This is a genomic window from Micromonospora sp. NPDC052213, from assembly GCF_040679695.1.
Lineage (GTDB): Bacteria > Actinomycetota > Actinomycetes > Mycobacteriales > Micromonosporaceae > Micromonospora.
This window is the reverse complement of the sequence record NZ_JBFAVI010000188.1, coordinates 1-13,207: the sequence shown is the minus strand read 5'-3', so window position 1 is coordinate 13,207 and position 13,207 is coordinate 1. Positions and strand designations below refer to the sequence as shown.

The window sequence follows — 13,207 nt, the reverse complement described above, 5'->3', positions numbered from 1 at the left end:
GCGCCGGCACGGTCGCGGCGGCGGCGCGCGGCGCGCTGGCGGCCGGCGCGGTGGCGGCCAGGTCCAGGGTGGGGCCGGTGAAGCGGGCGGCGCCGCCGTGGCGGCTGCCCGCGTAGGCGGCCGGCGCGGTGGCCGCGAACCGGGCCAGCGGGTCACCGCCGCGGGCGGCGAGCCGCGCCGTCGCCGGCTGGGCGGGCAGGGGCCGGCCGGCGGCGTCCGGGTCGTCGATGATGATCCGGTCGTACGCGGAGTCGTCGGCCAGCTCGGCGAACGTGGTCAGGTCGGCCGGCGGCAGGGTGGTGCCCTCCGGCAGCGCGACGGTCCGCCCGGCGGCCAGCCGCACGAACCCGGGGGTGGTGAGCTGCTCGACGGGGGACAGGTCGCGGAACTGCCCCGGCGCGAAGTCGTCCTCGACGGTGTCGCCGAGGGTGCCGGACAGCGCGTCGTCGCCGGTGCCGACACTCACCCCGGTCAGCGTGAACCGGTTCGGTCCGCTGATCCGGGACGTGCCGACGCGTTGCAGGTCGGTGTCGAGCGGCAGCACGTTCTCCCGTACCGACAGGTGCGCGCCGGGTTGCAGCAGCATCGGCCCGGTCCAGCCGGTCAGGTCGCGCAGCGTCACCGGCTCGCCGGCGCCGATGGCGGGACGGATCTCCCACGCCTCGGGTGCGGACAGCGCCGCGCGCAGCGTCTCGGCGGCGTCGACGTGGGTGGGTTCGTCGGCCGCGGCGGTGTCCCCGTCGGTCCACGAGAACTTCGCCGACACCTCCCAGAACAGGAACTTGATCCGGGCCTCGCCCCAGGCCTTCCACGGGCCGGGGCCGGAGACGCCGATGAGCAGGTTGATCGCCAGCAGTTCCTTGTCGCCGTACTTCAGCGACACGGTGGCGCCGATGTCGGCGGTGAACCAGAACGGCTTGAACTGGAACATCACGTCGAGCCAGGCGCGGCCGTCGATGACGAAGCCGCCGCCCTCGAAGTGCAGCTTCAGTTCGGCGCCGAACTGGGCGGTGTTGCTGGTGACCGCCAGGTAGGCCAGCAGGTCGATGCCCTTGCCGGACTTCTGCAGGGCGATGCTGAAGCGTTTGACCGGCGGGAAGCCGGGCGGGGGTGTGTAGCGGGGGTGGAAGCCGCCGATCGACATGGCGAAGGTGCGCCTGGCACCCCAGCGGGCCCGCAGCGCCATCTCCCCGGAGACCGGCCGGCCGAACAGCTTCGAGTCGATGAGTGCGGCATCGAGGCTGATCTCGCGGCGAGCGAAGTCGACCATGCCGAAGGAGTCCAGCCGGAACCTGCCGGCGTCCTTGAAGTCGATCACCAGCTTGCCGAGCAGCAGGATGCGTACCGGGTCGGGGAACTCGACGAGCACCCCCAGGTCGGCGACGACCTGCCCACCGAGGAAGTTCAGCCGCACCATCGCCCCGAGGACGGTGCCGGTGGTGTCGACCGGGAACAGCCGGCTGAGGGTGGCGATGACGGCCGGGGCGTTGGCGACGGGGTCCTGCGGGAACAGCAGCGCGTCGAGGGTGCCGGCGCGGGCGGCGTTGCGGAACTCCTCGGGGTTGCTGCGCCGGTTGTGCCCGACGACCAGGCCCAGGCCGGTGATGGAGATGCCCCAGAACAGCATCAGCCCGGGGAACCACTCGTACGTGCCGGCGAGGAGCAGGGAGAAGCTGTGCCCGCCGTCGGCCTCGGTCAGCCGGCTGCCGTCGGGGTTGCGGGTGTTGACGATCGCGGTGGCCTGGAGCCGGAACCCCTTCATCGGGGCGAGCGGCGTGGTGGAGGTCATGCCGAGCTGCAGGGCGCCGGCGTACATGCCGCGGGGCTCGTCGACGAACAGGTAGCCGCCGCCGGAGACGAAACCGTTGTCCATCCGCAGCGCGACGCCGTCGGGCGCCTTGAACCCGGGCGCCAGGTCGGCCACGCCGAGGTTGCCGCCGCGGGCGTCGTCCCCTCCGCCGGCCGGGAGCGCGGGCGGGAAGGTGAGGTCGGCGCGGACGCCGATGTTCTCCACCGTGACGTGCAGCGGTCCCAGCGCGGCCTTCACGGTGGTCGTGATCAGCAGGCTGACCGCGCGGGTCTGCGTGGAGGCCTGCAACGCGATGCGCAGCCCCTCGATGCCGATGCCGTGCCGGGACAGGTGCACCGGGTACTCGGCGGCCAGGGCGGCGGCCCCGGCCAGGTGCAGGCCGGTGCGCATCGACCAGGCGGCGCCGAGGTCGAGGCCGAGGCGCAGCCCGTCGGCGGGCAGCAGCTTGGCGAGCAGCCCGTCGCCGTCGCCGGCGCGGATGACCAGCTCGGCGCGGCCGGCCTGCACGCCCAGCTCGACGTCGTCGCGGCCGGCGCCGAGGCTGGCCCGGCCGGTGACGACGAGCTGCCCGACGGCGAGGTGGGTGCCCTCCGGTGCGCCGATGATCCAGCCGGGCTCGCCGGCCGGCGCGATCCGGGCGATCTCGGCGGCCCACTTGACGACGGCCGCGTCGCCGCTGAACGTGACCCCGTCGCTGTTGACGGCGATCGCGGGGCCGGCGCCGCTGAGGTCGGTGGCGACGTTCCACGCGCCGATCGACCCCTCCAGGTGCGCCTCGCCGGTCGGGGCGAGGATCACGGTGAACCGGCCGTCCCAGCTCGCCAGGCCGAGGGTGACGCCGACGCCGAAGGTGGGCTGCCACGCCGCGAGCCCGGCGCCGGTCGGTGGGGGTTCCCCGCCGGGGGTGCGCAGCCCGGTGAACCGCAGCCGCAGCAGGCTGTCCGCCAGCCGCCGCCCCACCTCGCCCTGGTCGGGGCCGACGCCGGGGCGTACGCCCTGGTCGGCGTCGAGGCCCAGGGCCCGCAGCGCCCGCGCCAGCCGGGGCAGCAGCCGGGCGGACAGCTCCGCCACGCCCTCCGGGGTGTCCCAGCCGGCCGGGGCGTACAGGCCGCGGAAGTAGCCGCCGGGGTCGGCGACGAGGTCGACGACACGTTCGAGGTGCAGCTCGTCGCGCCGGCGGGGCAGCCGGATCGGGGCGTCACCGGGCGGCATCGGCGCGCTGGGCAGGCCGTCCGTGGCGGGGGTGACCAGGCCCAGCAGGTCCAGCACGGGCACCGTCCACGGCGCCCGGCGCAGCAGGTACGTCAGGATCAGCAGGTCGAGCAGGTCGTCGGCGAGCTCCTCGGGCAGGCCGGCCACGTCGGGCAGCTGCCCCTGCAGCGTCGGCGGCAGGGTGCCGATCTTGCCGAACGCGTTGCCGGCGGCGGTGCCGAGCTTCTTCACCGCCTCCAGGCTGTCCAGCTCCGCCTCGGCCGCCGCGCCGAGCGCGTCGAGGGCCGGGCCGATCGTCTTCACCCAGTCCTCGAAGCGGGCGGCGTCGAACCCGCTGACCGCCTCCAGGTCCCAGCCCAACGCGCGCATCAGCCGGGCCCGCTGCCACGGGTCGTACGCGGCCAGCACCGGCTCGGCCAGCAGCCGGATCTCGTTCCACAGCAGTGCCAGCGCGTTCTTGGCGTCGCTCATCGTCCATCCCGTCCCTCGTGCTGCCGGCTGCTGTCCGTCGCCGGTCGTGTGCTGCTCACGCGGTCACCCGCGACAGGTCGCCGAGGTCCAGCCGCAGCGACCGACGGGCCGCAGACAGGCCCCGCTCGGCGGCGGGCAGCGCGTCCAGCGGCAGCGTGTAGTGCCGCCCCGTCGGCCAGGACGGCCAGGCGGCGAGCCGGGTCAGCGCGGTGGCGACCTCGGCGTCGCCCGCGACGACCTGGCCGATGGCGGTGATCAGCGCGGTCTCGTGCGCGTCGGTCCAGCCGGTGGGCGCCCCGCTGAAGTCCGCGCCCAGCGCCCTGGCCTTCGTGAGCACCAGGTGCAGCGGCGTGGCGGCACGCGCCCGGGTGCGGAACTCCGGCTTCTCCGCGTTCGCCGACGGCGGCCCGACGGCGACGAGCTGGTGCGCCCGGTGCTGCTGCCAGCAGGCCAGCAGCGCCACCGCCCGCTCGGAGGTGAACACGTCGCCGACGCGGGCCCGCCGCGGGTTGCCGTCCACCCCGGGCACGTTCGCCACCGTGGGGGAGACGTCCGGGTCGGGGGAGTCCCAGTCGGTGGCCAGCAGGTCGTGCAGCCGCTGCCGGGCGAACGCCCAGATCCCCCGGCGGACGCCGTCGTGGCCGCGCAGCGCGAGCGCGTAGCGGTGCATCCAGTGCCACGACCGCAGCCCCAGCAGCTCCAGCGTCGTGCTGATGCCCTCGCGCGCGGCGCCGGTCGCGTCGGTCCGCGCCGGGCGGGCCCGCAGCACCCGCAGGTCGGTGAAGAGCAGCCCGCCGCCGTCGCGCCCCCACCCGGGCACGGCGGTGACACCCGCCAGCCCGCCCAGCGCGTCGTAGGCGTCCCGGTCGGTGGCGCGCAGGAACGCCAGGTACGCCCACATCTCGCCCGGCTCGGAGTTCAGGTCGAGGAAGGTCGGCACCGACGTCGGCGTGACCAGCGGGCCGTGCGCCCGCCAACCGAACGGCCCGAACCGGATCACCGCCGGGTCGTCCGCGGCGACCGCGTCGAGGTAGCCGCCGGCGGCGTCCGGCATCCGGTTCTCGGCGACGGCCCGCAGCACCTTGAAGGTGGACAGCTGCCGGGCGGCCCGCGCGCCCGCGTCCCCGCCCGCGCCGATCGCCGCCACCAGCGCGGCCAGCGACGGCCCGCTGCCGTGGTCCTGCGGGCGCGGCAGCACCGCCTCGGGCAGCAGCTCCGACTCGGCGTCGAGCACCGGGCCGCTCCACTCGGCCCCGGTGGGGTGCGCCCGGTACGCGCCCAACCGGATCAGCTCCGGGTACCCGTCCGGCGCGCGGCCCGCCCCCGCCGGCCGCCCGGTGACGACCCGCGAGTACACCCGCCGGTCGGCGGCGGTCACCTCGTCGAAGTTCCACACGTTCGGCTGGTCCAGCCGCTGCGGGACGTCCCCCGCCACCTGCCACGCCTCGACCACGACGGGGGAGCGCCACCGCTTGTCCAGCCAGTGCTTGATCGCCACCTGGGTCGCCAGGTCGGCCATGCCGCTGACCGGCCCGAGGTACCGTTCGGCCTCCGGCACGTCCACCGGCTGCAACCGGTCGGAGTAGCGGGGCGCGGTGGCGCCGGCCGGCTCGACCGCGGCCCGCTCCCGGCGGGCGTACGTCTGGAACTCCAGCACCGCCCAGTAGGTGAGCAGACCGAACACTCCGTCGACCTCGGCCGGTGCCAGGAAGCCCAGCGTGGCCAGGTCCTGCTGCAACCGGGTCACCCAGCGGTCCTTGACCAGCTCCGCCGGCCGTTCCAGCCCGTCGTAGCGGGCCTTGGCCGTCGCCGTGGCGTCCCGGTCGTCGGCGCGCAGGTTCCATCCCCCGTACGGCGGGGTCACGGCCAGCGAGCAGCCGAAGGACAGGTCCACGGTGAACGTGGTCAGCGCGGCCGCCCGGTTCTCGCCGGGCAGATGCCACCACAGCCGCTGCGTCGCCGACTTGCACTCCCCGTCCGGCCAGTCGAAGGTGACCTCGCCGAGGTTGTTGCGGCCGACGATCTCCTTGCCGTTGCCCCACGACCCCTTGTAGTGGTCCAGGTTGCGGGCCGCCGCCAGGTACTGCGCGAGCGCCTGGTCGCGCGGCAGGCCCGCCGGGTCCACCACCGACTCCGGCGTGCCGTCGCGGCGGACCTCCGGGTCGGCCTCGTCGTGGCGGACGAACTGCACGTGCACGTTCCACTCCGGATGCCGGGTCAGCACCTTCAGCGCGTCGAGGTCGCTGACCGAGGGCCGCCCGGACACCCACCATCCGGTCACGTCGTCGGCGGCCAGCGTCGCCTGCACGCCGGCCTGCATGCGCTGGCCCTCCTTGTCGGGCAGCTCGTTGGCCCAGCCGACCAGGTCGATGCGGCCGGTGCCGTCCAGCAGCGGCACGTACCCCAGCGCGTGCAGGATCCGGGTCTTGCCGTCCTCGTTGCGGAACCCGCTGGACACGAACCCGGCGAGCACCCCCTCGGTGCGGTTGACCCCCTCGAACGGCTTCGCCGGGTCGGGCCCGCACGCGTACGGCAGGGTGGCGGAGTAGCGGATCCGCTCGGCGGAGCCGAAGTGGATGTCGCCGCCGAGCATGACCAGCCGCCGCCGCCGGACACCGTCGGCGCCGGGAGGCGCCGCCGCGAACAGCCGGGCCAGGATCTTGTGTACGGCGGCGTCGCTGGTCACCCACGCGTCCTCCGCGTCGGCCTCGTACCGGCCGGCGAACACCTTCGCGAGGGGCTGCGCGAGCTGCTCCAGGACGGGCACGCCGAACAGGGCGACCGGCTGGGCGACGACGGTGACCGCGTCGTCGCCGAGCACACCGCCGCCGCTGATCATCTCGTTGAGCGGCTGGTCGTCGTAGAGCAGGCCGCCCGGCTTGCCCGCGCCGGCCGGGTACTGCCGCCAGGTGCGGGTGTCCAACGCGACCAGCTGGTAGCGCGGCCACGTGACGGTCCAGTGGTAGGTCAGCGCGCCCGCCGGCCGGGCCAGCCGGCCTTCGCTGGTGACCGCCGTGGGCAATCCGAGACGGGTCCGCAACGCCAGGTCGTCGCCGTCGTTGGGGGCGGCGACCCAGCCGCGCAGCGCGGCCAGCGCCGCCCGGCCCGGCTCCCCGGCGGCCCCGGCCTCGGCGTACCGCTCCGGGGTGTTCCCCCACGCCTGGAACACCGCGTACGCGGCCATCGCGTTGCGCACCACCCGCCGCCCCAGCGGAGAGTTCACCACCGCGTCGGTGACCCACGAGCTGGTCATGTTCCAGTCGTCGGTGACCTCGTGGTCGTCGGCCACCATGTACGTCGCCACGTTCGCCAGCTGCCGGCGCACGGCGCCCAGCCCCTGCCGGAACATCCGCAGCGCGAGCGCCTGCCGCTGCCACCGCTCGAACCGCTCGATGATCTCCTTCTGCTGGGCGCTGGGCGTGTACGCCCGCCCGGCCAGCATGAGGTCGTACACCGTCTCGCCGGGGCGGCGGTCCTGCGGGTCCTTCAGGATCCGGGTGTCCGCCGGCAGCACGTGCTCGAACCTCGGCCAGCTCTCCGGCCACAGCACGTCCGACCAGACCAGCAGGTACATGCACAGGTACTCGCGCAGCGACATCAGGTGGCTGTCGGCCGCGCCGGAGGTGAACTTCGCGTCCTTCGCCATCGCGTCGGCGCGCTTGCCCGGCGCGTACCGCGCGTCCGTCGGCTGATCGGTCGTCCCGACCGGCAGCACCTCGGCGGCCAGGCCCAGCCGGGCGGCCACCCCCAGGTACGCGGGCACCGCCGGGTCGCTGCCGTTCGCCGCCAGCGCGTCGTGGCCGTGGATCAGCGCGAGCAGCGGGTCGGCCACGTCGTCGGCGTAGATCTGGTCCCCGCCGAGCACCAGCTGGTGCGGGCGCCGGGCCGGGTCGCCCGCCGAGGCCGCGATGATCGGGTCCAGGGCGGGGAACGCGTCGTAACCCTCGCCGTGCGGCTTGCGGCACGACCCGTGGAAGATCCGCAGCCCGTTCGGGTCACCCGGCGGGGTGGCGAAGGTCGGGAACGCGGGCGCGGCGGCCGGCGCCTGCGGGTGCCCGACGTACGTCAGGGCCGCCCGCGCCGCCGCCGCGTCGGCGGCGACCACGCCGGCGTCGAACAGGCTCCCGGCGGTCGAGCCGCCGGAGAACCCCAGGTCGTAGCCGTAGAGGGTGCCGGGTTGCAGGGTGATCCCGCTCGCGGTGACCGCGACGACGTGCAGCCGCTCCCCGAGCCGCACCGTCGTACGGCTGGCGGTGCCGACCGTGGCGCCACGGGCGAACCCGGGAGCCGCGCCGACCGCGAACACGTTCAGGGTCACCGTGCACTCCGCGCGCAGCGCGACGAACACCGTGACGCCGTTCGGGTCGACCCGACGCACGACGGGACCGCTGAGCACCAGTGGCAGATTCGACGGAGCCGTCATCGCGCATCCCTTCGCCAGTGGCCGAGCGACGGGACGGTGGGAGTCGCGCGGTGTCTACGACGATTGAAGTCGCCGGGATGCGCCGCGCCTACCGGGCAACGGTGCGGAAGACCCGTCCCGGCGTTCGGCAACCACCGGATCCACGACGGGTGAGGTGAGCCGACCGGGCGGGCCGGGTGTCCACTCAGTTCGTTCCTCTGACGGAGACCCGACGCCGGCTTGCCGCCGGGCATCGCGGCGCGGTAACACCGGCAGCGCCGGGCCAGGTGCCGACGTGGTCGCATGCCTTTCCCCTCCCCGTGCGGACGCCGCTCCGACGGCCGATGTCGGCCCGGGAACGTGAGTCCGGATGTCGTGGCGGCCGGCCCGTCCACCCCGTGTGGTGCGAGCGGGTTGTGCCGGGTGTAGCCGTTGCCGTGCAACGGTTCCGGCGGGTCTGCCGGCCACCTCGCCCGCAAGCCTGTCGGCCCGGGGGGTACCAGCGACAGGGTCCGCTGTCCCGGGCGGCCGGGACACGGGTTCCGGATCTTTCGACCGTCCGCACGACAACAGGTGTCCAACCATCCGGGATGGCCCACCGGGCCGAGCCCTCCGAGCCGACCGGTCAGGAAGGCGCGGTTGCGGCGTGCCCTCCGGCCCGCAGCGAAAGTGGGTCATGGTTCACGCGGTATAGGGGCGTGATCGGGCTGGCCTGCTGGCCACCGCGACCGATCTTGCGGCGAGCTGTCAGGTCCGCGCCGGGGCGATGCTCGGTGGTGCCCTGCGAACGTGATTCGAGGAGCCTTCAGGCGAGGCGGCGGCGGCTTTGATCACGTCTTCGCTGGCAAACACGCTGTCTCTGCTGGCCGCTGAGCGGGAGGCCCTGGGCACCCGCCGCGTAACCCGGGGCTGACCTGCGAAGACGCCGCATTTACCAGCTACGGCGGGAGCACTAGTCTCGGCGTATGGCGAGGTACTACGACGTGCACCCGGACAATCCCCAGCTCCGGGTCCTCCGCCAGGTCGCCGACCTGATCCGGGACGGCGGGCTGGTCGCCTACCCGACGGACTCGTGCTTCGCCTTCGGTTGCCAGCTGGGCAACCGGGCCGGGCTGGACCGGATCCGGGAGGTCCGTCGGCTGGACGAACGGCACCACTTCACGCTGGTGTGCCGGGACTTCGCCCAGCTCGGCCAGTTCGTGCAGGTCAGCAACTCGGTCTTCCGACTGGTGAAGGCATGCACCCCGGGCAGCTACACGTTCATCCTGCCCGCCACCCGTGAGGTGCCGCGTCGGCTGCTGCATCCCAAGAAACGCACGGTGGGCGTACGCGTCCCCCGGCACACGGTCGCCCAGGCGCTGCTGGCCGAACTCGGCGAGCCGTTGGTGTCGAGCACCCTGATCCTGCCCGACGAGGACGAGCCGATGACCCAGGGGTGGGAGATCAAGGAACGGCTGGACCACGTCCTCGACGCGGTGATCGACGCCGGCGACTGCGGAAAGGAGCCGACGACCGTGGTCGACCTGTCGCAACCCGAGCCGGAGATTCTGCGCGAGGGGGCAGGGGACCCGTCCCGCTTCGCGTGAGTGCACCGCCGCCCTGATCGGCGTCCACCTGCCCGTCGGTTTCCCTCCGCGGCGTGCGCGGCCGGCACGACGGCTTGCGCAAGGTGGAAGGCGCGTCCCGCTGGCTGCGTCCGGTGAGATGAGCCGTACGCCACGCCGCCGGGACCGGGGGCGTCCGCAGCCGAGGCGGTCTCGATGTACCAGCAGCCCCTGCAACCTGTCGCCGGGTCGCTCGCGCTGAGCGCCGCCTGCGCCGCGCTCCCACTGCTGACCCTGTTCGTCCTGCTCGGCGTCGTGCGTGCGCGGGCCTGGATCGCGGCGTTCGGTGCGCTGACCGTGGCGGTCGTCCTGGCCTGGTGGCTGTGGCGGATGCCGTTGTCGCAGACGCTGCTGGCCGCCGGCCAGGGCGCCACCTTCGCGCTCTTCCCGCTCGTCTGGACGTTCGGCACGGCGATCTGGATCTATCGCCTGACCGTGCACACGGGGCACTTCGACACGCTGCGGCAGGGCTTCGCCCGGATCAGCGACGACCGCCGCATCCAGGCCATGGTGATCGCGTTCTGCTTCGGGTCGCTGCTCGAGGCGTTGGCCGGCCAGGGCACGCCGATGGCCGTCACCACGGTCATGCTGCTGGCCCTCGGTTTCACCCCGGTTCGGGCGGCCGCCGTGGCGCTGGCGGCGAACACGGTACCGGCAGCATTCGGGCCGCTCGGCCTGCCGATCACCACGCTGGCCGGCGTGACCGGGCTGCCCGCGCCCGAACTGGGCATGATGGCCGGCCGGCAGGTCCCGGTGATCGCGGTCGTCGTGCCGCTGGTCCTGCTCGTCGTCGTCGACGGCCGCCGGGGCGTACGGGAGCTGTGGCGCCCGGCACTGGCGTGCGGCGCCGCCTTCGCGGTGGCCCAGTTCGTCACCGCGAACTTCCTGACGGCCGCGCTCGCCGACATCACGGCCGCGTTCGCGGGCATGGGCGTCCTGCTGCTCGTCACCCGCCGGCCGGCGGTGCGGCAGCGCGTTCCCGTGACGGCCGGCGGGGGCCTGCCCGAGGAGCGCGAGGCTCCGTCGCCGCCGGGCTCGCAGTGGCGGGCGTACGCGCCCTACCTGACGATCGTGGCGGTCTTCGCCGTCTCCCAGGTGCCGGCCGTCAAGCACCTGCTCGACGCGGGCACAGTGACGTTCTCCTGGCCCGGCCTGCACGTCGTCACGGCGTCCGGCGCGCCGTCGCCGCTGACGACCTTCCGCTTCGCCTGGTTCGCCGCCCCCGGATCGTTGCTGGTCGTGGCCGGTCTGGTCACGATGGCGCTGCTGCGGGTGTCACCGCGCGAGGCCGTGAGACTGTACGGGCGTACCCTGTTCGAGCTGCGCTGGGCCGTCCTGACGGTGGTCGGGCTGCTGGCCCTGTCGTTCACGATGAACGCCGCCGGGCAGATCGCCACCCTGGGTGTCTGGATGGCCGGTGCGGGTGGCTTCTTCGCCGTCCTGGCACCCGTTCTCGGCTGGCTGGGGGTCGCCCTGACCGGCTCGGACACCTCGTCCAACTCGCTGTTCGGCGCGCTCCAGGTGGCGGCGGCGCAGCGGGCCGGCCTCGACCCGGTCCTGCTCGCCGCGGCCAACGCCTCCGGCGGCACGCTCGGCAAGATGATCAGCTTGCAGAACTTGACGATCGCCGCCGCCGCTGTCGGACTCAGCGGCCGGGAGGGCGACCTGTTCCGGCGCATGTTCGGCTGGAGCGTGGCGCTGCTCGCCCTGATGTGCCTGCTGGTCGGGTTGCAGGCCACGCCCGTGCTGGCCTGGATGGTGCCCTGACGCGAGCCGGTCCGGAGGGGGTTGCCCCGCGCTCGTCCACGGTCCGTGACGCTCGATCGCCGGTCTTGTCATGGGACTGTCATGGGATCGCAGGGTCTCCTCCAAGATTGACACCCAGAGTGATTGCGGCCCGTCGCCGGCGTCAGTGGCGGTCGAGCCCCGGCGAACCGCACGTACGTTTCGTCATCCACGCAAGATCGCCTATGAACCGGAGACACCATCCCGAGTTCCCAGACCGCTGACAGGTCGGGACAAATCGGAATTGCGGGCCCACCGGCGGGAAACAGCGCCGGAACCGCGGCCTGCGTTCCCGCGAGCCCACGGAGGTCCACAGACCATGGCCGTGCCCGCCACAGGTACGTCAACTGACAGCAACACCCCGTTAGGAGAAGCGCCGGCCCAGCCGGGCCGCCGCCCGGGAGACGTCGACCGGACGGTGCTGGGGATCGCCGCCGCGGTGTCCGTGCTCTTCGTCGTGTGGGGCATCGTGGCCACCGACAACCTGGCGTCGGTCACCGGCGCGGCGCTCGACTGGGTGGTCAGGGCGTTCGGCTGGGTCTTCGTGCTGGCCAGCGCCGCCTTCGTCGTGCTGTCGGTCTGGTTGGCGTTGAGCCGGTACGGGCGGATCAAGCTCGGCCGGGACGACGAGAAGCCGGAGTTCTCCACCGTCTCCTGGGTGGCGATGATGTTCAGCGCCGGCATGGGCATCGGCCTGATGTTCTGGGGCGCCGCCGAGCCGCTGTCCCACCTGGGGACGCCGCCGCGCGGTCTCACCGAACCGAACTCCCAGCAGGCCGCCCGGGTGGCCATGGAGTACTCGTTCTTCCACTGGGCGCTGCACCCGTGGGCGATCTACGCGGTGGTGGGCCTGGCGCTGGCCTACTTCACCTTCCGCAAGGGCCGGCGCGGCCTGATCAGCAGCGCCTTCTTCCCGCTCATCGGCGAACGGGCCAACCGGGGCCCCGGCAAGGCCATCGACATCTTCGCGATCTTCGCGACGCTGTTCGGATCGGCGGTCTCCCTCGGGCTGGGCGCCCTGCAGATCAACAGCGGCCTGACGAACCTCTGGGACGTGCCGAAGTCCACCCCGCTGGCGATCGGGATCATCGCGGTGCTCACCGTGGCGTTCGTGGTGTCCGCCGTCACCGGCGTCAAGCGCGGCATCCAGTTCCTCTCGAACACCAACATGGTGCTCGCGGTGGCGCTGATGTTCTTCCTGCTCGTGGTGGGCCCGACGGTCTTCATCCTCAACAGCCTCACCGCGTCGACCGGCGGATACCTCTACGACCTCATCCCGATGAGCTTCCGCACCGGCGCCTTCGGGGGCGAGAAGTGGATGGCGGGCTGGACCATCTTCTACTGGGCGTGGTGGATCTCCTGGACCCCGTTCGTCGGCGCGTTCATCGCCCGCATCTCCAGGGGCCGTACCATCCGCCAGTTCGTCCTCGGTGTGGTGGCCATCCCGAGCCTCGTCAGCTTCGCCTGGTTCTCGGTGTTCGGCGGTACCGCCATCGACCTGCAGCTCGGCGGCACCGACCTCTCGGCCGCCGTGGCGGAGAGCCCGGAGGCCGCGCTCTTCGCGGTCCTGCGGGAGTTCCCGCTCTTCACCGTCACCGCGATCCTGGTGATGGTGCTGGTGGCCCTCTTCTTCGTCAGCGGGGCCGACGCCGCCTCGGTGGTGATGGGCACGCTCTCCTCGCGCGGCAACCTCGAACCGAGGGCATGGCTGGTCTCCATGTGGGGCATCCTGACCGGCCTGGTGGCCGCCGTGCTGCTGCTCGCCGGTGGCCTGTCCGCCCTGCAGTCGCTGACCATCCTCGCCGCGCTGCCGTTCCTGTTCGTGATGGTCGGCATGGTCCGGGGCGCCCCGAGCCCGGTGCCGTGGGCGCAGACCCGCGCCGTCCTGGACGTTCTCACCTCGGCGCGTGCCGTGGCCTGACA

At 73.5% G+C, this 13,207-nt stretch carries 5 protein-coding genes; 3 read left to right on the top strand and 2 right to left on the bottom strand.

The window, feature by feature from the left end; all coding sequences use genetic code 11:
* Together AB0L34_RS29245 and AB0L34_RS29240 are read right to left on the bottom strand one after the other, a co-directional pair.
* A partial coding sequence (locus AB0L34_RS29245; RefSeq protein WP_363708321.1) for a DUF6603 domain-containing protein occupies window positions 1–3,493 on the bottom strand: 3,493 nt, incomplete at its 3' end.
* Window positions 3,494–3,548: 55 nt separating this feature from the next.
* Window positions 3,549–7,916, bottom strand: coding sequence for a peptidoglycan-binding protein (locus tag AB0L34_RS29240; RefSeq protein WP_363708319.1), 4,368 nt, complete (start codon window positions 7,914–7,916; stop codon window positions 3,549–3,551).
* A 944-nt stretch (window positions 7,917–8,860) separates the two neighbouring features.
* Between AB0L34_RS29240 and AB0L34_RS29235 the strand changes: the two genes are divergently transcribed.
* The 3 genes from AB0L34_RS29235 to AB0L34_RS29225 all read left to right on the top strand — a co-directional run bounded on the left by AB0L34_RS29235 (window position 8,861) and on the right by AB0L34_RS29225 (window position 13,205).
* Window positions 8,861–9,481 carry an L-threonylcarbamoyladenylate synthase gene (locus AB0L34_RS29235; protein ID WP_363708317.1) on the top strand — a complete coding sequence of 207 codons (621 nt, stop codon included), beginning with the start codon at window positions 8,861–8,863 and terminating at the stop codon, window positions 9,479–9,481.
* 174 nt (window positions 9,482–9,655) lie between these two features.
* On the top strand, window positions 9,656–11,266 hold the full coding sequence (locus AB0L34_RS29230; RefSeq protein WP_363708315.1) for an L-lactate permease: 1,611 nt from the start codon (window positions 9,656–9,658) through the stop codon (window positions 11,264–11,266).
* Window positions 11,267–11,702: 436 nt separating this feature from the next.
* Window positions 11,703–13,205, top strand: a complete 1,503-nt coding sequence (locus AB0L34_RS29225; RefSeq protein ID WP_363708313.1) for a BCCT family transporter — start codon at window positions 11,703–11,705, stop codon at window positions 13,203–13,205.
* Window positions 13,206–13,207 lie beyond the last annotated feature (2 nt).

Excerpts from the sequence above, each read along its gene's own strand:
- AB0L34_RS29240 (WP_363708319.1), bottom strand. The coding sequence starts at position 7,916 with ATGACGGCTCCGTCGAATCTGCCACTGGTGCTCAGCGGTCCCGTCGTG.
- AB0L34_RS29235 (WP_363708317.1), top strand. The coding sequence starts at position 8,861 with ATGGCGAGGTACTACGACGTGCACCCGGACAATCCCCAGCTCCGGGTC.
- AB0L34_RS29230 (WP_363708315.1), top strand. The coding sequence starts at position 9,656 with ATGTACCAGCAGCCCCTGCAACCTGTCGCCGGGTCGCTCGCGCTGAGC.